Origin of the sequence: Pseudomonas sp. 2995-3, assembly GCF_002742565.1 — a bacterium.
Taxonomy (GTDB): domain Bacteria; phylum Pseudomonadota; class Gammaproteobacteria; order Pseudomonadales; family Pseudomonadaceae; genus Aquipseudomonas; species Aquipseudomonas edaphica.
This window is the reverse complement of record NZ_LJSB01000081.1, coordinates 1-20,370: the sequence shown is the minus strand read 5'-3', so window position 1 is coordinate 20,370 and position 20,370 is coordinate 1. Positions and strand designations below refer to the sequence as shown.

Here is a 20,370-nt window from a genome sequence, read left to right as displayed (position 1 = left end):
GTTGTTGGAAAGACACTGATTTGATGAATGTACCGTACCTGTGGCGAGCAGGCGGTCAGGTGTAGATAAACCGGTTGACCACGCCTTCGAGCATCTCCTGACGGCCGCTCACAGCCTGCGGGTTCAGCTCATGGGCAAACGCGTGCTCGGCCAACGATGCCAGGCTGTACTCACCGGCCAGCACCGCCTGGCCCAAGGGCTGCTGCCAGCCGGCATAACGCTGGTCCTTGAACTGCTGCAATCGGTCGTTTTGCACCATGGCCGCCGCACGCTCCAGAGACAGGGCCAGCACATCCATGGCGGCGACATGCCCGTGGAACAGGTCAACCTCATCCAGGCTCTGGCGGCGCACCTTGGAATCAAAATTGTAGCCGCCGTTCTTGAAGCCCCCGGCCTTGAGGATTTCATAGGTGGCCAGGGTCATCTCCTCGACACTGTTGGGGAACTGGTCGGTGTCCCAGCCGTTCTGCGGGTCGCCGCGGTTGGCGTCGATGCTGCCGAAAATCCCCAGGGACACGGCGGTGGCAATTTCATGGTGAAAACTGTGCCCGGCCAGGGTGGCGTGGTTGGCCTCGATATTCACTTTGATCTCGTGTTCCAGGCCGAACTCATGCAGGAAGCCGAACACCGTGGCGCTGTCGTAATCGTACTGGTGCTTGGTCGGCTCCTGGGGCTTGGGTTCGATCAGCAGGTCACCCTTAAAGCCGATCTTGTACTTGTGCTCGACCACCATGCGCATAAAACGCCCGAGTTGTTCGCGCTCGCGCTTGAGGTCGGTGTTGAGCAGGGTTTCATAGCCTTCGCGACCGCCCCACAGCACGTAGTTGGCACCCTTGAGGCGCTGGGTGGCGTTCATCGCGCTGAACACTTGAGCGGCCGCGTAGGCGAATACCTCGGGGTCCGGGTTGCTGGCGGCGCCAGCGGCAAAGCGTGGGTGGCTGAAGCAGTTGGCGGTGCCCCACAGCAACTGGATACCGGTTTGTTCCTGATGGCGCTCAAGGTGGTCGACCATCTGCGCGAAGTGGTTGCGGTATTCCTTGAGCGAGCCGCCTTCGGGCGCCACATCGGTGTCGTGAAAGCTGTAGTAATCAATGCCCAGCTTGGAGAAAAACTCGAACGCCGCTTCAGCCTTGCCGATGGCCACGTCCATCGGCTCGCCGCTGCGCTGCCACGGGCGCTTGAAGGTGCCCATGCCGAACATGTCCGCCCCCGGCCACACGAAGGTGTGCCAGTAGCAGGCGGCCATGCGCAGGTGTTCACGCATGGGCTTGCCGAGGATCAGTTTGTTGGCATCGTAGTGGCGAAAGGCGAGAGGGGCGTCGCTGTTGGGGCCTTCGAAGCGAACCTTCTCGACACCTGGGAAGTACGGCATGGTGTTTTCCTTATTGTTCTTGGCGGTGCCCCGATACTAGCAACGGCATCGGGACTGCCGATTATGAAAATCACCAAGACGTAGTGCGATTTTGACCAGCCAGGGCTAGTCTGTAGCGACCGGCCCCAGGATAAAAACAATGAAAACCCTACCGCCCGTGCACCGCATTGCCCTGTTGTTCAACGGCAGCAAAATCTACGATCGCGGCATCATCACCGGCATCGGCAATTACCTGAGCAGCACGCGTGTGTCCTGGGACTTGTTTCTGGAGGAAGACTTTTTGTGCCGTTTAAGAGGCATCGAGCGCTGGCAGGGCGACGGCATCATTGCCGACTTCGATGACCCGCTGATCGGTGAGGCGCTGGCCGATATTCATTTGCCGGTGGTGGCAGTGGGCGGCTCCTATCAGGATGCACGCGCCTACCCCAAGGGCATTCCCTATGTGGCCACCGATAACCATGCACTGATCAAGTTGGCGTACGAACATTTGATTGAGGCGGGGCTGACCCGCTTTGCCTGCTTCAGCCTGCCCGAAGCCCAGGCCAACCGCTGGGCGCAGGAGCGCGAGAAAGCCTTTCGCCGCCTGATGCAACGCGATGGTTTGCAGGTTGAGGTTTACCGTGGGCTGGGCACCAGTGCGCCGCTGTGGGACAGCGCGGTGGAGCAGCAAATCGCCTGGCTGCAAGCCTTGCCCAAGCCCATCGGCATCATCGCCGTCACCGACGCCCGCGCCCGGCAATTGCTGCAAGCCTGCCTCACCGCCGGCATCGCCGTGCCGGAACAGGTCGCGTTGATCGGCATCGACAATGACCCGCTGACCCGCACCCTCACGCGCGTGCCGCTCAGCTCGGTCATCCAGGGTACCGAAACCATGGGCCGCACGGCCGCCGCGTTGCTGCACCAGATGCTGCACGGCAAACCCTGCGCGGGCACGCAGATTTTGGTGCCGCCGGATGCAATCAATGTGCAGGCCTCCAGCCTGCATCAACCGTTGGGCAACCCGTATGTGATGCAGGCGTTGCTGTTTATTCGCCAATACGCCTGCCAGGGCATCAAGACCGCGCAGGTGGCGGCGTATGTGGGGGTGTCGCGTTCATCCCTGGAGTCGCACTTTCGCAAGGTGCGTGGGTGCAGCGTGCATGACGAGATTCTGCGCTTCAAACTTGCGGCGGCGGCCAAGGGCCTGGAAAACCACGCCCTGGCGATCGCCGACATTGCCCAGGGTTGCGGCTTCAAATCGGCGCAGTACCTGCATACAGTGTTTCGGCGAGAGTTTGGCTGTACGCCGCGCGAGTACCAGCATGGCGCAAGTGTTCCTTGAAGTGAGATCGTTCCCACGCGGAGCGTGGGAACGATCCTCATTTCATGCTTTTAGAATACGGCTTTGACCTGCAACCCCAGTACCAGCGCGTTATCGATGCTCTCACCGGAGAACGCCCCAGGCTCGATGATGTATTGCACATCCGGGCGCAGCGTCAGCCACGGCGTGGCCTGGTAGCCATAACTGAGTTCGATCAATTGCTCGGCATTGTTCAGGTTGGGGTAGTCCGTCCCCGCATTGAACGCCGCCAACTCCTGCACGTCACGGCTGCGTGGGTTGGGCACCGCACGGCCATAACCCAAGGCGATTGTGTCGCGTGGGCGGCCTTCAAACGGCTTGTACAGCACCACGCCCGCGCCATACCACTTGCTGAACGGCGAGGCGGCTTCGCTGGCGGCCGAGTATTGGCCGAAAGCGTGCAGCACACGGCCTGCGGATGTGCTGGAGGCCCAGACGGCCTGGTCGATCAGCAGGTAGTGACCGCCGCGACCGTTCACGTCTTTGTTGCTGCCGATGCGCTTCACATCGGAGCTGTCGTAGTAATAACCCAGCTTGTACTCACCCGGCAGCGTGCCCGCGTGTTTGTACACCAGCTCGATCGGCACCACGGTGCCGGTGGTGTGTTTGGGGTCCAGGCGCCAGGCGCGGCTGGAGTTGCCGTTGCTGTCGGGGTCGACATTGAATGCCGCCACACGCAGCTGCCAGTTTGGCGAAAAGTCGTATTTCACCCGCGCACCCAGGCGTGCATTCGGGTAGTTGGTCCAGCCGCTGCCGCCGGACATGTTCAGCGGGTGCCCGCAGAAACCGGCGTTCATGAAGTTGCACAGGATGCCGCTGTCGAGGCCGCCGAGGTCGTTGCCCATCGCCATGTAACCGAGCTTGATGTTCAGCGCGGGCGTGAACAGCGTGCGCTCGTAGCTCAGCTCGGTAAGGCGGGTGTAGAGGCCGCCATAGTTTTCCTGGATCGGCAGGCGGTTGCCTACCAGGTCTTCGGAGGCGCTGTTGCCGCGCCGGTCGTTGATGGTCAGCTGAATGCGGTCGCCGTTGGTGAAGCCGTAGAGCTTGCCGAGGTCGAACTGCACACCGAGCTTGATGTTTTGCGAGTAGCGCGCCGAGCGGTGTTGACCGCCGTCGGCGTTGTAGGCGGTCTCGCCGCTGTAGTCGCCGGTGAAGCGGATGCCTTGATCGTCGAGTTCACGGCGCAGGCCGCCCCAGTCGCCGGTCAGGGTAGTGTCGTCGGCTTGAACGGGCAGGGCGGCAGCCAAAGCCAGGCCCAGCGCCAGGCGGCCGAAGGGCATAGGAGAAGTGAGGGTCATGCGGGGTCTTCCAAACGGCATGTATAGAAAGGCGCGCGCGGTGCAGGAGAGCACCGCGCGAACAGAGGGGCGTTACGGCAGGGCGTAGGCGATTACGTAGTCGCCACGGTCAGTGGACTGGCGAGCACCGCCGGCGGTGATGACGATGTACTGCTTGCCGGTTTTTGGCGAGACATAGGTCATCGGGCCGCCCTGGCTGCCCACTGGCAGGCGGGCTTTCCAGACTTCATCACCGTTGCCGCTGTTGAAGGCGCGCAGGTAGAAGTCCTGGGTGCCGGCGATAAAGATCAGCCCGCCCTGGGTCGACAAGGTGCCGCCCAGCGTCGGCAGGCCGACCTTGATCGGCAGGTGCATGCGGATGCCCAGCGGGCCGGTGTCCTCAACAGTGCCCACCGGCACTTGCCAGGCGATCTGCTGAGTCTTCATGTCGATGGCCGTCAGGGTGCCGAACGGCGGTGCCTGGCACGGGATGCCAGCCACGGACAGGAAGCGGTTTTTGTTCACCGCATACGGCGTGCCCTTGAGCGGCACGGCGCCCATGCCGGTGTTCAGCGCTTCACCACCGGACGCGGCCTGGGCCTTGTTCTGCGACGGCACCATCTGGATCCACAGGCCCAGGCGCATGTCATTGACGAAGATAAAGCCGTGCACCGGGTCGGTGGAAATACTGCCCCAGTTCATGCCGCCCAGAGAGCCCGGGAAACTCAGCGATTTATCCGTGCCCGGCGCGGTGTACAGGCCTTCGTAGCGCATGCCCTTGAAGTCGATACGGCACAGCAATTGGTCGAACGGCGTGGCGCCCCACATGTCCGATTCGGTCAGCGTCTGCGCGCCGATCTGCGGCATGCCCACCGATTTAGGCTGGGTCAGCGAGTAAGGCTCGTTGGGAATGTTGGCGGCCTTGACCGGTACTTCCTTCACGTCGGTCAGCGGCTTGCCGGTGGCGCGGTCGAGCACATAGATCTGCCCGGCCTTGGTGCCGATCACCACCGCCGGCACGGCCTTGTCGCTGCCCGGTGGGGTGAAGTCGATCAGGCTCGGCTGCATCGGCAGGTCGAAGTCCCACAGGTCATTGTGGACGGTCTGGTACACCCACTTTTCTGCACCGGTAGAGGCGTCCAGCGCCAGCACCGAAGCGCCGTATTTGTGGTTCAGTTGGGTACGTTCAACGCCGTAGATGTCGGTGGACGAGCTGCCCATCGGCAGGAAGACTGTGTTCATCAGCGGGTCATAAGACATCGGTGCCCAGCTGTTCGGCGTGCTGCGTACATAAGTGCTGCCGGCTGCCGGGGCCTGCTTGTCTTCGGGGTTGCCCGGGTCGAAGGCCCAGCGCATCTGGCCGCTGATCACGTCGAAGCCGCGGATCACACCGCCGGGCATATCGGTTTGCACGTTATCTGCCACGCGGCCGCCGACCACTACGGTGGTGCCGGCGATCAAGGGCGCAGAGGAGAGCTGGTAGTAGCTGTCGGGCACATTGCCCAGGCCGGCTTTGAGGTCCACCTGGCCGTGGGTGCCGAAGTCTTCGCAGAACTTGCCGGTGTCGGCATCCACCGCGATCAGGCGCGCATCAATGGTGTTGGTCAGCAAGCGGCGTTGGCATTGCGCCCCGGCCGGTACGCTGGCAGCAATGATCGGCGAGCTGTTTGGCTGGGTTGGCTGGGCAATCGGCGCAGTGGCATCGAAATACGCCATGCCACGGCAACGCTGCCAGACCGCCGATTTGGCGTTGACTTCGTTCTTCCACAGCTCTTTGCCGGTGTCGGCATCCAGGGCGATCAGGTTGTTGTGCGGGGTGCAGATGAATACCTTGTTGCCGATCTGCAGGGGCGTCAGTTGGTCTTCGGCACCGTTGCCGTCGCTGATCGCCACGTCGCCGGTGTGGTAGGTCCACGCCACTTTGAGCTTATTGACCGTGTCGCGGTTGATCTGGTCCAGCGCCGCAAAACGGCTGCCGCCTTCGGTGTTGCCGTAATGCGCCCAGTCCTTCTGCGCATCGGCGGCGGCCACTGGCGTGACGCCAGGGCCTTTGCCGGTGGGCGCAACGCTTGGGTGTGCAACGAACATATTGCTCGCCGCCACCGCCACGCCGACGGCCAGCACGGCGGCAACGCCATAGGCGCCACGCGCCGGTCGGCCGGCCAGCAGCGGATACACCAGCGCCACCACCAGGCCGATCACGGCAAACATGAACAGCCGCGAGAACAGCGGCCAGTACACCAGGCCCACGTCCGCAATCGCCCACACGGCGGTGCCAACCAGGAACGCGGCGAACAGCCAGGCGCCCGCCGGCTTGCGCCGCGCGATCAACATGCCGGAAACGGCCATGGCCACGCCACCGACCAGGAAGTACCAGGAACCGCCCAGGCTGACCAGCTTGGCGCCGCCCACAGCCAGCGCTACGCCGAGCAGGGCGATAACCACGCCCAGGCCCAGCAGGAGAAATCTAGAGGCGCCAGCGGCGCGCGATGCTCTTTTCATGTCGACAGGACTCGAAGGTGAGAGGGCAAAGACGCGATTTTAGCAATATAAGTAACCAGTTAGTACATTGTGCTGCGTAATAGTCTTTTACAAATGTGGGTACAACAGCAAAACCCCGGTTCGCAGGGCGCCGATGCGAACACAGATGTCCCCAGCGACAAAAACCAACTGTGGGAGCTGGCTTGCCTGCGATGCAGACACCTCGGTACATCAGGTACACCCAGTTGATGTCATCGCAGGCAAGCCAGCTCCCACACCAGCCCCATTCCACATTGGCTTTAGTGTAGAGCGTCAGCCACAAAGCTCAATTTGGCTATTTGGCTATTGCTCCACGTGCGCCAGAAACGCCCCCACACACGCCATGCACGCCTCACGTTCTTCGACATGCGGCATATGGCTCGACTGCTCAAAAATCTGCCAGCGCACGTCGCGGATGCCATCGGCAAACGGCTGTACCGTGGCGGGTGTGGCTTCATCAAAGCGCCCGGAGATCAACAACGTCGGCACCTGGATGCGTGGCAGTCGCTCGATGATGCTCCAGTGGCGCAGGCTGCCGATCACGTGGAATTCAGTGGGGCCGTTCATGGTGTGATAAACGGTCGGGTCGTCTTCGATGGCGGCATTGGTGCGCAGCACTTCGGCGGGCTCCGGCTGGAGGCGGCAGACGTGGCGGGCGTAATACACATCCGAGGCTGCGCGGTACTCGGCGCTGTCAGTGGTGCCTGCCGCCTCATGGCGCAGCAGTGTGGCCTGCACTTCGGTGGGCAATGCCTGGCGCAGCTCATTCGCGGCGGCGCACCACAGGTCCATGGAGGCGGGCGAATTGGCGATGATCAATGCCTTTAACCCGGCGGGTTGGCGTACCGCGTGTTCAGCCCCAAGCATGCCGCCCCAGGACTGGCCCAGCAGCGCGTAGTCGCTGATGTCCAAATGCTCGATCAGGTTGTCCAGTTCCGCCAGGAACAACGCCACGTTCCAGAAGTCAGCGGATGCGTCGCGCAGGTGAGTGGAGCGGCCATTGCCCAATTGGTCGTAGTGCACCACCGCGCGCCCCGTTTCGGCCAGGTCCTTGAAACTGTCGACGTAGTCATGGGTGCAGCCGGGGCCGCCGTGCGCGACGATCAAGGGCAAGCGCCCGGAACTCAAATCGCCGGTGACCCGGAACCATGTCCGGTAGCCACGGAAATCGGCATAACCTTCGCGAACCTGCATGCTGTGTGCCTCCTTGGATAGATGCGCTACAGGCTAGTCAAAACCGCGCGTCAGGGGCACTGGTAAAAATGATAGGTTCTTGAATTAAAAAGCACCTTGAGCTTAAGCCAGCGCATCCCGCTGCATCGACTGCAGGTTCTTCTCGATGGTTTCGCAGATGGTTTCCATCTGGATCTGGTGTTCGCTGGAGTGAAACGGGCTTTGCAAGTCGGTGCCGATGCGTTCGATCGCCAGCAGCATAAAGCCCACCACGGTCGAGGCCAGCGGGGTGAACCAGCCCAGGGATTCAACCAGGCCCACCGGCACGATCAGGCAGAACAGCGAGATAAACAGCCGCGGGAAATATACGTAAGGGTAGGGCAGCGGCGTATTGGCGATTCGCTCCATGCCGCCTTGGGCGTTGGACAGGTCCACCAGTGTCGACTCCAGCCGCGCCAGGCGAATACTGTCCAGGTGCCCGGCCTTGTATTCGCGGGCCAACAACGTCGCTGAACCGGTGAGGATGTCATTGGCAAAGTTGTTGGTGGCGCCATTGCGCGCAAACTCTTCGGCGGGGATAAACGCACGTACTTCATCCGGGCACGGGCGGCCCTTGAGGTGCGCCGCCAGGCAATTCACATAGGCCACATGGCGGCGCAACAGGGTGGCCTTGACCGGGTTTACCTCGCCCTCGGGGTCATCCAGCAGTGTCAGCACCTGGCGGGCGAAACTGCGCGAGTTATTCACCATCGCGCCCCACAACGTGCGTGCTTCCCACCAGCGGTTATAGGCGCTGCTGTTACGAAAGCTGATCAACACCACCAGCGCCGACCCCAGCAGGGTCAGCGGCATCAGCGGCAAGTTGATCTTGGTGGTCAGGAACAACATGAAATCGACCGTGACGGCCACATCCCACAACAACAGCCAGAACAAGGCCCAACCCACATAGCCCATGGTTTTGATAATCAGGCGGTACTTTTTGATGATGGCGGCTTTCAAGCGAGGACCTCACGGCGAGCAATAGGCAATAAATACCCTAGCTCGGACGCCCGGGGGCGGTGAAAGGTTCGCGGTCATATTTCTGGCGCCATTTATTGGCTCTGCTTCACACGCAATCTTTGCACTGCTATTTCAAGCAAGTTCACCGCTTGCGCGTTAGCAAATAGCCCAGGAAGTGCAGTTGGAACAACTTTGGTAATGATGCTGTGCCACGCGGCAATCACTGTACATTGACCCCAAAGGCAAAGCGCCATCAGGGGCCGTTTTACGACGTGATTTGTTTTGGGACCTGACTACGTGAACTTTGTAGTCTAGATCAGTGGGATGAAGTTGGTTGATCAGGGTTCTTTCATGCGTGTCAGTTCGTTAAAGTTGGATATCGGTAATACTGCACAAGCACTTGAACGTCATGAGGACTTTGAATCTTGTATTCGGGCACATTATCAGGTGCTTCTTGGCCCTTACTCGAAACGCCCGTTTTTCTACAAAAGTGCAATGAAATACAGCCGTTTGATGGTCTCATTTGCACTGTTCAGCGAGTACTTTTCCAAACCGACAGCCTTGCTTTGCGAGGTGAAAGCCTTTTGTGTGGCGCGGGGGTATTGCTCAAGAAACAGCCTGGAGTCGATCTTCCTGCTGTTTCGGGCGCTGGGGTTCATGGTGGTCGACGCACACCCGGAGGACAGCCGGTTCAGGGTGTATGCGCCCTCGGATGAAGCCTGCCGGGAAGTGCGGCTGATGCTGACGTCCATTACCGACTCACTGGCGCTGATGTGCCCTGAGAAGGAGCGTTTTCGCACAATGCGCGAGATGGACGACCGCAGTTTTCTAGCCCTTTATTTCAAAGGCTTCGCTCAGATCCTGGCCGACGAAATGACCGTTGATGTGTTGCTGCCCGACTGTTTTTGGCTGGTGAAGAAAGATGCAGGCCATTTGTTGATGCTGGCGATATATAACGATGCCTTTTCACCGGAAAACGAGCGCATGACCTTCAAATCGTCATCTTATCTTGCGCTCGCCCAGCAGCTGTCGGTATCAAAAACCCATATTATTAGAATGGTCCGGGAGGGTGTCGAGAAGGGCTATTTCAAAGTGCATGCGAAAAAACAGCTGGAAGTGCTGCCGGCTTTTGTTTGCCTGGTAAGACGGTTTATGGCGTTTTCATTTGCGGTTGGCCTGCACGCGGTTGAAAGAGGGGAAAGGGATGCCTGCTAATTTGAAGTTAAGGCCACGGATGCGCCGGTTACTGTCGCCAGCGGTCACCCAGGCCGAGTTAATCGGGATTATTGCCTGGCTCGGGGTGTTGTTGATTCATCCGGACATGCAGCTGGATATATATCTGGTGGCGATCAGCCTGTGCCTGATGGCGGTGTGTCGACTGCACCATATGACCCCCCACTTTTACCTGTGGCGTGCGCTCGGGGTTGTGTATGTCGTGCTACTGTCCGTGGGGTTTGCCTATGTCATCAGCGCGCATGGAGAGTTGCGCCTGTTTGGCTTGCCGCTGGCGGTTATCCTGGTGATCAGCAGCGCCATCCTGTTTATCAGTGTGCAGGATTATCTGGTCTGCGCCACGTTGGTCTGGTTGATTTTATGGCCGTGCATCCAGGCGGACATTTACGGCGATGCCCAGGTCTATCTGTATATTTTTTGCGTCGCGTCGGTGGCCATCGGTTTTATCCTGAGTTTTTCCTATTTGAAGAACCTGCGCTCGGTGTTGCTGGTAGAAAGTGAGTTTCGCGAGCTGGCAGAGACGGATTACCTGACCTCCATTCTCAACCGGCGCGCCTTCATGCAGGGCTTTGACGCGTTGATCGCCAGCGGCCACAGCGGCTATTTCATGATGTTGGATATCGACAGTTTCAAACTCAAAAATGACCGGTATGGCCACGATGTGGGCGACAGCATTCTTTGCGCCATGGCCACCTGCCTGAAAACCGCCAAAGGCAGCCACAGTTTCGGCAGGATCGGCGGCGAAGAATTCGGCGTGCTGCTGTTGGGCGACGACCCGGCTGTCGCCTGCGAGTTCGCACGGGATTTGTTGCAGGCTATCCGGCACAGTGTGGCGGCGCCGCACAATTACACGTGCAGCGCGGGAATGGCGCGGTTTTCGGCGGGGGACCAGATGTCGGCAGTGCTTAAGGACGCTGACCGCAACCTGTATGGCGCCAAGCAAAATGGCAAGGACCGGGCCTATGTGGAGGGCAGGCCGATTAATCCGCACGGGTGTGCAGTCGCCCAATGAGTGCTCAGCGCGGCTGGATCAACGCTGGCCCATGGTTGCGTGTGTTGCCCACGGCACTGTCGACCTTGAACCATTCGAACACGTCTGCCGGGTCGCCCTGCAACAGCACCATCTGCTCGGCGCGACTTCGGGAGGTGGCCGGGTCCAGCCACTCACGGGCCAGTTCCGGAGTGAACACCACGGGCCTGCGGTCATGGATGTCGAGCATGCCACCGGCGCTGTCGGCGGTGATGATCACGAAGCCATCGTGCGCGTGCGCGCCCTCATCGGCGTCGGGCAGTTGGCCTATGGCGGCACAGAATACCGGCGCGCCGTCGCGGCGACGAATCAGGTAGGGCTGTTTTTTCGCGCCGCCTTCATCCACCCATTCAAACCAGTTGTCCACCGGCGCAATTGCGCGATGCGGCCAGATCGCGCGAAAGAACGCGCCGTGCGCGACCTTCTCGACACGCGCGTTGATCGCCAGCAGGCGTTCTTTGCTCCAGTGCGGGCGCCAGCCCCAACGCACCGGGTCAGCGTGCAAAAGATCATTGTCCAGGTGCAGTAACGCCACGGGGGTGGTCGGCGCCACGTTGTAGCGCTCAAGCGGCTGGTCGCCCACGCTATTGGCCAGCGCATTGGGCATGCTCAGCGCCGCCACAAAGTCATGAATACCGCGGTACTGCGAAAGTCGTCCGCACATGGCCGGTTCCTCGAACTGACTCCCTGAGCGTAGACGATCAATTTACAGCGGCGTGAGCACGTTCATCACCGTGTCCAGCGCCACCCGCGTGTCATCCAGTTGCACCAGCGAGGCGTGCCGGGCGCCGAGGGCGTCACGGTTCTGGATGGCGGTGAGGATCGCTTTGTGGCGGGGCAGGCTCAGGCCCTGGATGTCAGGACGGCGGTTGGTGATGTTGATCGACTCGCGCAGCGGCAACGACAGCATGTTGCACATGTAGGCGAGCAAGTCGTTGCGGGTCGCGTCGGCGATGGCTCGGTGGAAGTCCAGGTCGGCCTGCAGCAGGTCATCGTGGGTCTTGGCGGTTTCCATGCCCCGGTAGGCGGTTTCGATGGTGGCGATGTCTTCGGCGGTGGCCGTGGTCGCGGCCATGGCGGCGATTTCCGGTTCGAGGATGCGCCGCACGCCGGCCAGGGTGTTGAAGAATTCGCTGTGGGGCGTGGACTGCATCAGCCAGGACAGCACGTCCGGGTCAAGCAAATGCCATTTCACCCGTGGACGCACCACCGCGCCCACCCGTGGTTTGGAGTACACCAGGCCCTTGGCGCTGAGCACGCGGGTCGCCTCACGCAACACCGAGCGGCTGACCTGGTATTCCTCGCACAGCGTGGCTTCCATGGGCAGGCGTTCTTCGGGCTTGAAGCGACCGGAAACGATGTGCATGCCCAAGTCCTGAACGATCTGGGCATGCTGGCTCTTGCGCGGCTTGGGCGGCTGGTGATCCATAACGACGGGGAGGCTCTGGCTTAGGTTCGCGGCATCATAGCATCCCAATTAGTGGGAATGCCGGGGGACTTCAGCGCCACGGCAGCCCACCAGGAAGTCGAAGTCGCAGCCTTGATCGGCCTGCAGCACGTGATCGATATACAGCTGGCGGTAGCCGCCGACGATCAGGTTTTGCGCTGGCGCAAGGTCAGCCATGCGCGCCGCCAGTTCGGCGTCGGGGATATCCAGGTGCAACCGGCCGTTGGCGCAGTCGAGCTCGATCCAGTCACCTTCCTGCACCGTGGCCAGCGGCCCACCGGCGGCAGCTTCCGGTGCCACGTGCAGCACCACCGTGCCGTAGGCGGTGCCGCTCATGCGTGCATCGGAAATGCGCACCATGTCAGTCACGCCCTGGGCCAGCAGCTTGGCGGGCAGGCCCATGTTGCCGACTTCGGCCATGCCGGGGTAACCCTTGGGGCCACAGTTTTTCATGACCAGAATCGAGTTGGCATCCACGTCCAGTGCCGGGTCATTGATGCGTGCCTTGTACATGTCGAAGTTCTCGAACACCACCGCGCGGCCACGGTGCTGCATCAACTCGGGGCTGGCGGCGGAAGGCTTGAGCACGGCGCCCAGCGGCGCCAGGTTGCCGCGCAATACGCAAATACCGCCATCGGCGCGGATCGGGTTATCGAGGGTGCGGATCACCTCATCCTGGCCGTAGATCGGCGAGTCCTGGGTGTTCTCGCCCAACGACTTGCCATTGACCGTCAAGGCATTCGGATGCGGGATCAGGTTGGCTTCGCCCAGGCGACGCAGCACGGCCGGCAGGCCGCCGGCGTAGTAGAACTCTTCCATCAGGAAACGGCCTGACGGCTGCAGGTCGACGATGGTCGGCACGCCACGGCCCATGCGGGTCCAATCGTCGAGGTCGAGCTCGACACCGATACGCCCGGCGATGGCTTTGAGGTGGATCACCGCGTTGGTCGAACCGCCGATGGCCGCATTCACCCGGATCGCGTTTTCAAACGCCTCCTTGGTAAGGATTTTCGACAGTTTCAAATCCTCACGCACCATCTCGACCGCGCGCTTGCCAGACATATGCGCCAGCACATAGCGCCGCGCGTCCACCGCCGGAATCGCCGCGTTGTGGGGCAGGGAAGTGCCGAGTGCTTCGGCCATGCAGGCCATGGTCGACGCGGTGCCCATGGTGTTGCAGGTACCCGCCGAGCGCGACATGCCGCCTTCGGCCGCAAGGAAATCGTCAAGGGTGATGGTGCCGGCCTTGACCTGCTCGCTCAGTTGCCACACCACCGTACCCGAGCCGATGTCCTGGCCCTTGTGCTTGCCGTTGAGCATCGGCCCGCCGGTGACCACGATGGCCGGCACGTCACAACTGGCCGCGCCCATCAGCAGCGCCGGGGTGGTTTTGTCGCAGCCGGTGAGCAGCACCACGCCGTCGATGGGGTTGCCGCGAATGGCTTCCTCTACATCCATGCTCGCCAGGTTGCGGGTGAGCATGGCGGTGGGGCGCAGGTTGGATTCGCCATTGGAGAACACCGGGAATTCCACCGGGAAACCACCGGCCTCGATCACACCGCGTTTGACGTGCTCGGCGATCTGGCGGAAATGCGCGTTGCATGGGGTCAGTTCCGACCAGGTGTTGCAAATGCCAATGATCGGTTTGCCATGGAACTGATGGTCGGCAATGCCCTGGTTCTTCATCCAGCTGCGGTACATGAAACCGTTCTTGTCGGCGGTGCCAAACCACTGGGCGGAGCGTAGGGCGGGCTTTTTATCAGGCATGATCGACTCTCTTATTGTATGACTATATGTTCTATATTTGCTTAAACATAAGCGCAAAAACGCAGCTTTGGAAGTGTTGTTTTGTAAATAGTCATACTATATAGTCCGGCTTAATTGAGGTTTGACCCTGGCGGATTTTCGCGAGAGGCAGCCCCCGGGCTTCTATAAAAACAACAATCGGAGATCGACCCCATGAGCCAGGAATTGCGGCTTGTTCGGCGTATCACGCTGAAACTGATTCCCTTCCTGATCCTGCTGTACCTGATCGCCTACGTGGACCGCTCGGCGGTGGGGTTTGCCAAACTGCACATGGGCGCCGACGTCGGCATCGGCGATGCCGCCTATGGTCTGGGGGCGGGGTTGTTCTTTATTGGCTACTTCCTGTTTGAAATCCCCAGCAACCTGATGCTCGACCGCTTCGGCGCGCGGCGCTGGTTTGCACGGATCATGCTCACCTGGGGCGCCATCACCATTGGTATGGCCTTTGTGCAGGGGCCGCACAGTTTTTATGTGATGCGCTTTTTGCTCGGCGCGGCCGAAGCCGGGTTCTTTCCGGGCGTGCTGTACTACATCACCCAGTGGTTCCCGGTGCGCCATCGCGGCAAGATCCTGGGGCTGTTTATCCTCTCCCAGCCGATTGCCATGATGATCACCGGGCCCGTGTCCGGCGGCCTGCTGGGCATGGACGGCATCCTTGGTCTGCACGGCTGGCAATGGCTGTTTATCGTGATCGGCACGCCGGCGTTGCTGCTGACCTGGCCGGTGCTGCGCTTTCTGCCGGACGGCCCCAAGCAGGTCAACTGGATGAGCGAAGACGAAAAAGCCTGGCTGACCGCTGAGCTGGCCAAGGACCTGCAAGCCTACGGCCAGACCCGCCACGGCAACCCGCTGCATGCCCTCAAGGACAAGCGCGTGTTGTTGCTGGCGCTGTTCTATCTGCCGGTGACCTTGAGCATCTATGGCTTGGGCCTGTGGTTGCCGACCCTGATCAAACAGTTCGGCGGCACTGACTTGGTGACCGGCTTCATTTCGGCCGTACCCTACATTTTCGGCATCATCGGGCTGCTGATCATCCCGCGCAGTTCCGACCGCTTGAACGATCGTTATGGCCACCTTGCCGTGCTCTATGTGCTCGGCGCCATCGGCTTGTTTTGCAGCGCCTGGCTGAGTATGCCGGTGCTGCAAATGGCGGCGCTGTGCCTGGCGGCATTCGCCTTGTTTTCCTGCACGGCGGTGTTCTGGACCTTGCCGGGGCGGTTCTTTGCCGGCGCCAGTGCGGCGGCGGGCATTGCCTTGATTAACTCGGTGGGCAACCTGGGCGGCTATATCGGCCCGTTCGTGATCGGCGCGCTCAAGGAATACACCGGCAACCTGGCTTCGGGCCTGTATTTCTTGGCCGGTGTAATGGTGTTCGGGCTGGTGTTGACTGCTGTGGTGTACCGCGTGCTGGAGCGCAAGCATGTGCTGCCTGCCGACCAGTTTGCCGCCAGCGCCCGAGGCGCCACACGTACTTAATCCTGGAGAAGTTTGATGCGTTTAGTTCAGTTCGAATTGCGTAACGGTGAGCGTCGTGTCGGCGTGGTGCAAGGCAACACACTGCGCGAAGTGCACACCGCGCGCAGCGTGCGTGAGTTGGCGCTGGCCGCCATCGATGCCGGTGTGGGCCTGGCGCAACAGGTTGACAGCCTCGGGCTGGGCGACAGTTACGACTACGCTGCGCTGTTGGCAGACCTCAAAGTCCTGCCGCCGCTGGACCATCCCGACCCCGCGCACATGCTGATCAGCGGTACTGGCCTCACGCATCTGGGCAGCGCCTCGGCCCGCGATAAAATGCATCAGGCCGGTGACGACAGTGCCTTGACCGACACCATGCGTATCTTCAAATGGGGCGTGGAAGGCGGCAAACCGCCGGCCGGCCAGGCCGGCGTGCAACCGGAATGGTTCTATAAGGGCGATGGCAATATTGTCGTGCGCCCAGGCCAGGCATTCCCGGTGCCACCCTTTGCTGAAGACGCCGGTGAAGAGCCGGAAATCGGCGGGTTGTATGTGATCGGCCGTGACAGCAAGCCCTACCGCCTGGGTTTTGCGGTGGGCAACGAGTTCTCCGACCACGTCATGGAGCGCAAGAATTACCTGTACCTGGCCCATTCCAAGTTGCGCAGTTGCAGCTATGGTCCGGAGTTGCGTGTGGGTGAGTTGCCCGAGCATCTGGCCGGCACCAGCCGCATCCGCCGAGACGGTCAAGTGATATGGGAAAGCGAATTTCTCAGTGGCGAGGCGAACATGTGCCATAGCCTGGAAAACCTCGAGTACCACCATTTCAAATACAGCCAGTTCCTGACCCCGGGCGACGTGCACATTCATTTCTTCGGCACCGCCACCTTGTCATTCGCCGACGGTATACGTACCCAGCCGGGGGATGTGTTCGAGATCAGCCAGGCCGAGTTCGGCGCGCCGCTGGTCAATCGGGTCGGCAGCGCCGAGGCGGCGTTCGCACCTGGCACTGTCATCAGCCTTTAAGGAGATCAGCATGAATCCGTTTCTCGGCCACAACTACATCGGCGGCCAGCGCAGCGCCCAGGGCAGCATCACCCTGAAAAGCGTCGACGCCAGCACTGGCGAGGCCTTGCCTCAGGATTTCTATCAGGCCACGCCCGCCGAGGTGGATGCCGCCGCCAAGGCCGCCGCTGCCGCCTATCCCGCGTACCGGGCATTAAGTGCATCGCGGCGGGCGCAGTTCCTGGAGACGGTGGCTGATGAGCTGGACGCGCTGGGGGATGATTTTATCGAGTTGGTGTGCCGCGAAACGGCATTACCTGCTGCGCGCATCAAAGGCGAGCGCGGGCGCACCAGCGGCCAGATGCGCCTGTTCGCTACGGTATTGCGTCGTGGTGATTTTTACGGCGCGCGTATCGACAGAGCCTTGCCCGACCGCCAACCCCTGCCGCGCCCGGACCTGCGCCAATACCGCATCGGCCTCGGCCCGGTGGCGGTGTTTGGTGCGAGCAACTTTCCCCTGGCATTTTCCACCGCCGGCGGCGACACCGCTGCCGCGCTGGCGGCCGGCTGCCCGGTGGTGTTCAAGGCGCACAGTGGGCATATGGCGACGGCTGAGCGGGTGGCCGATGCAATCATTCGGGCGGCCGAGGCCACCGAGATGCCGGCGGGTGTGTTCAACATGATCTTCGGTGGCGGCGTCGGTGAGGCGCTGGTCAAGCACCCGTCGATCCAGGCCGTGGGTTTTACCGGCTCGCTCAAGGGCGGCCGTGCCTTGTGTGATATGGCGGCGGCACGCCCGCAGCCGATCCCGGTATTTGCCGAGATGTCGAGCATCAACCCGGTGATTGTGCTGCCCCAGGCCTTGCACGCCAGGGCCGCGACCATCGCCCGCGACCTCACTGCCTCGGTGGTGCAAGGCTGTGGCCAGTTCTGCACCAACCCTGGCCTGGTGATCGGTATTGCCTCGCCACAGTTCACCGCGTTTACCCAACAGGTGGCGCAACTGATCGGTGAACAGCCGGCGCAAACCATGCTCAATGCCGGCACCCTGGGCAGTTATGGCAAAGGCTTGGAAAAGCTCTTGGCGCACCCTGGCATCCAACACCTGGCGGGCAGCGCTCAAGTGGGCAGTCAGGCGCAGCCGCAGCTGTTCAAGGCCGACGTGCGCTTGCTGATCGACGGTGATGAGGTGTTGCAGGAAGAGGTGTTCGGCCCTGCCACGGTGTTTGTCGAGGTCGCCGATCAGGCCCAGCTCAGCGACGCCTTGCACGGCCTGCACGGCCAGCTCACCGCGACGCTTATTGCTGAACCGGCCGACCTGCAGCACTTCACTGAACTGACGCCGCTGCTGGAGCAGAAAGTCGGGCGCATCCTGCTCAACGGCTACCCGACCGGCGTGGAAGTGTGTGATTCGATGGTTCACGGCGGGCCGTACCCGGCCACATCCGATGCCCGTGGCACCTCGGTCGGCACCCTGGCCATCGACCGTTTCCTGCGCCCGGTGTGCTTGCAGAATTACCCTGATAGCCTGCTGCCCGACGCGTTGAAAAACGCCAACCCGTTGCGTATCCAGCGGCTGGTGGATGGCACGCCATCGCGCGACCCGCTGTAACACCAGGAGGTTTTATGTCGTGTACCGCAGTCACTGCGCACCGTGCGCAGCTGGGCGAAGGCCCGTTCTGGGACGTGCCGACCCAGGCGCTGTATTGGGTGAATATCGCCGGCAAGCAGGCGCTGCGCCTGATGGGCGGGCAGTTGCAGATCTGGCAGTTGCCCGAGCACGTCTCGGCCTTCATCCCCTGTGAAAGCGGGGATGCACTGGTGACGCTGAGCAGCGGCGTGTACCGGCTGAACCTGGAAACCGAAGCCCTCACGCTGCTGTGCGTGGCCGACCCGCAACCGGGTAACCGTGGCAATGAAGCGCGCTGCGATGCCCAGGGCCGCCTGTGGTTGGGCACCATGCAGAACAACATTGGCGAGCAGGGTGAAGACCTGCCGATTACGCGGCGTTCCGGCGGCCTGTTTCGGATCGATGCCAACGCGCATGTCACGCCGCTGCTGCAAGGGCTGGGCATTCCCAACACCTTGGTGTGGAGCGATGACGGCGCGCACGTGCATTTTGGCGACAGCCTGGACGGCACTTTGTACCGGCATGCGGTCAAGCCAGAGGGTCAGCTCGAGCCTGCCCGGGTCTGGTTCGGCCCGCATGAGCGTGGTGGCCCGGATGGCTCGGCGATGGACGCGGATGGCTATATCTGGAATGCCCGTTGGGATGGCAGTTGCTTGCTGCGCCTGACGCCTGCCGGCGAGGTCGACCGCATTGTCGAGTTGCCCGTGAGCCGCCCCACCAGTTGCGTGTTCGGTGGCCCCAACCTCACCACCCTCTACATCACCAGCGCCGCCAGCCCACTCGATCACCCGCTGGATGGCGCAGTGCTGGCCATCGAGGTCGATGTGCCGGGCACCCCCTGTCACCGCTTTGCCGGATAAACCCAAGACCTGAAAACAATAACAAGGAGTCACCCGTATGAATCGTCGTCGAGGTATGCGTTCCCTGTGCTGCGCCGCTGTGGCGGTGTCGGCCCTGAGCTTGGGCGGTCTGTTGCAGGCCGCTGAAGCCGTGAAGATTGGTTTTTTGGTCAAGCAGGCTGAAGAGCCGTGGTTCCAGACCGAATGGGCGTTTGCCGAAAAAGCCGGCAAGGAGCATGGCTTTACCGTGATCAAGATCGCCGTGCCCGATGGCGAGAAAACCCTCTCGGCCATCGACAGCCTGGCGGCCAACGGCGCCAAGGGCTTTGTGATCTGCCCGCCGGATGTGTCGCTGGGCCCGGCCATCGTTGCCAAGGCAAAGGCCAACGGCCTGAAAGTGATTGCGGTGGATGACCGTTTTGTCGACGCCAAAGGCAACTTCATGGAGGACGTGCCGTACCTGGGCATGGCCGCGTTTGAAGTGGGCCAGAAGCAGGGCGCGGCGATGGCGGCGGAGGCGAAAAAACGCGGTTGGGATTGGAAGGACACCTATGCGGTGATCAACACCTTTAACGAACTCGACACGGGTAAAAAACGCACTGACGGTTCGGTTAAATCCCTGGAAGATGCCGGTTTTCCTAAAGACCACATTCTGTTCACCGCGGCCAAGACGCTTGATGTACCGGGCAGTATGGACGCCACCAACTCGGCACTGGTCAAGCTGCCCAGCGGTGCCAAGAACCTGATTATCGGCGGTATGAACGACAACACGGTGCTCGGTGGCGTGCGCGCTACGGAAACGGCCGGTTTTGCTGCGGCCAATGTGATTGGTATCGGCATCAATGGTACGGATGCCATTGGCGAACTGAAAAAGGCTGACAGTGGATTTTTCGGTTCGATGCTGCCCAGTCCGCATATCGAGGGCTACAACACTGCGCTGATGATGTATGAGTGGGTTACCAAGGGGACGGAGCCGCCCAAGTACACGGCCATGGACGAGGTGACGCTGATTACACGGGAGAACTTCAAGCAAGAGCTGACGAAGATTGGGTTGTGGCAGTGAGGTAGGCTTGGCGGGGGGGGGGATCAGACGGAGTACATATCCGTTGCTGCGGTAACGGCTACCTATGGTTCCGCCCTTACGGCGGGTCACTTTTGGCAAACGCCCTGTACGGACCGGACACATGGTTGACACATGTGCGGGGACATGGTGGACGCATTATTGACCATAATCAGGCTTACTAA

General features: G+C 61.3%; 16 protein-coding genes. 8 read left to right on the top strand and 8 right to left on the bottom strand.

Features of this window, described 5'->3' with window-relative positions; genetic code table 11:
* Window positions 1-55: 55 nt before the first annotated feature.
* Window positions 56-1,372 carry a xylose isomerase gene (xylA, locus tag AOA62_RS03985; RefSeq protein ID WP_099547911.1) on the bottom strand — a complete coding sequence of 439 codons (1,317 nt, stop codon included), beginning with the start codon at window positions 1,370-1,372 and terminating at the stop codon, window positions 56-58.
* Between the two features lie 139 nt (window positions 1,373-1,511).
* On the opposite strand from xylA, the gene AOA62_RS03980 reads away from it, so the two are divergent.
* A complete protein-coding gene (locus AOA62_RS03980) occupies window positions 1,512-2,693 on the top strand; it encodes a XylR family transcriptional regulator (protein WP_017136529.1) in 1,182 nt (393 codons plus the stop codon).
* A 50-nt stretch (window positions 2,694-2,743) separates the two neighbouring features.
* Here the strand turns inward: AOA62_RS03980 and AOA62_RS03975 are convergent, their stop codons facing one another.
* The 4 genes from AOA62_RS03975 to AOA62_RS03960 form a co-directional block, all read right to left on the bottom strand.
* Entirely contained in the window at window positions 2,744-4,009 is a 1,266-nt protein-coding gene (locus tag AOA62_RS03975; protein WP_099547910.1) for a carbohydrate porin, read from the bottom strand.
* Window positions 4,010-4,081: 72 nt separating this feature from the next.
* Entirely contained in the window at window positions 4,082-6,490 is a 2,409-nt protein-coding gene (locus tag AOA62_RS03970; protein WP_017136527.1) for a glucose/quinate/shikimate family membrane-bound PQQ-dependent dehydrogenase, read from the bottom strand.
* Between the two features lie 321 nt (window positions 6,491-6,811).
* The gene (locus AOA62_RS03965; protein WP_099547909.1) at window positions 6,812-7,702 is read right to left on the bottom strand and encodes a proline iminopeptidase-family hydrolase; all 891 of its coding nucleotides are present in this window, start codon (window positions 7,700-7,702) and stop codon (window positions 6,812-6,814) included.
* A 102-nt stretch (window positions 7,703-7,804) separates the two neighbouring features.
* On the bottom strand, window positions 7,805-8,680 hold the full coding sequence (locus AOA62_RS03960) for a bestrophin family protein (RefSeq protein ID WP_017136525.1): 876 nt from the start codon (window positions 8,678-8,680) through the stop codon (window positions 7,805-7,807).
* 324 nt (window positions 8,681-9,004) lie between these two features.
* On the opposite strand from AOA62_RS03960, the gene AOA62_RS03955 reads away from it, so the two are divergent.
* Both AOA62_RS03955 and AOA62_RS03950 read left to right on the top strand, forming a co-directional pair.
* A complete protein-coding gene (locus AOA62_RS03955) occupies window positions 9,005-9,895 on the top strand; it encodes a hypothetical protein (RefSeq protein WP_017136524.1) in 891 nt (296 codons plus the stop codon).
* Window positions 9,885-10,925 (top strand): GGDEF domain-containing protein, encoded by a 1,041-nt coding sequence (locus AOA62_RS03950; RefSeq protein WP_169988330.1) that lies wholly within the window; start codon window positions 9,885-9,887, stop codon window positions 10,923-10,925. Before AOA62_RS03955 ends, AOA62_RS03950 begins: the two co-directional genes overlap by 11 nt.
* A gap of 4 nt (window positions 10,926-10,929) precedes the next feature.
* On the opposite strand, the gene AOA62_RS03945 is transcribed toward AOA62_RS03950, so the two are convergent.
* Genes AOA62_RS03945 through AOA62_RS03935 form a run of 3 tightly spaced genes read right to left on the bottom strand, consistent with a single transcriptional unit; the run spans window position 10,930 to window position 14,157 of the window.
* Window positions 10,930-11,607, bottom strand: a complete 678-nt coding sequence (locus AOA62_RS03945; RefSeq protein ID WP_017136522.1) for an SOS response-associated peptidase family protein — start codon at window positions 11,605-11,607, stop codon at window positions 10,930-10,932.
* A gap of 42 nt (window positions 11,608-11,649) precedes the next feature.
* Window positions 11,650-12,372 (bottom strand): FadR/GntR family transcriptional regulator, encoded by a 723-nt coding sequence (locus AOA62_RS03940; RefSeq protein ID WP_017136521.1) that lies wholly within the window; start codon window positions 12,370-12,372, stop codon window positions 11,650-11,652.
* Window positions 12,373-12,420: 48 nt separating this feature from the next.
* Complete coding sequence (locus AOA62_RS03935) at window positions 12,421-14,157, bottom strand: IlvD/Edd family dehydratase (protein ID WP_099547907.1); 1,737 nt, start codon at window positions 14,155-14,157, stop codon at window positions 12,421-12,423.
* 192 nt (window positions 14,158-14,349) lie between these two features.
* On the opposite strand from AOA62_RS03935, the gene AOA62_RS03930 reads away from it, so the two are divergent.
* The 5 genes from AOA62_RS03930 to AOA62_RS03910 are packed head-to-tail and all read left to right on the top strand — an operon-like array spanning window position 14,350 to window position 20,188.
* Entirely contained in the window at window positions 14,350-15,672 is a 1,323-nt protein-coding gene (locus AOA62_RS03930) for an MFS transporter (protein ID WP_099547906.1), read from the top strand.
* A 15-nt stretch (window positions 15,673-15,687) separates the two neighbouring features.
* A complete protein-coding gene (gene araD1, locus AOA62_RS03925) occupies window positions 15,688-16,677 on the top strand; it encodes an AraD1 family protein (RefSeq protein ID WP_099547905.1) in 990 nt (329 codons plus the stop codon).
* Window positions 16,678-16,687: 10 nt separating this feature from the next.
* Entirely contained in the window at window positions 16,688-18,268 is a 1,581-nt protein-coding gene (locus AOA62_RS03920; RefSeq protein WP_099547904.1) for an aldehyde dehydrogenase (NADP(+)), read from the top strand.
* 14 nt (window positions 18,269-18,282) lie between these two features.
* Complete coding sequence (locus AOA62_RS03915) at window positions 18,283-19,146, top strand: SMP-30/gluconolactonase/LRE family protein (protein ID WP_099547903.1); 864 nt, start codon at window positions 18,283-18,285, stop codon at window positions 19,144-19,146.
* A 37-nt stretch (window positions 19,147-19,183) separates the two neighbouring features.
* A complete protein-coding gene (locus tag AOA62_RS03910; RefSeq protein WP_017136516.1) occupies window positions 19,184-20,188 on the top strand; it encodes a substrate-binding domain-containing protein in 1,005 nt (334 codons plus the stop codon).
* Window positions 20,189-20,370 lie beyond the last annotated feature (182 nt).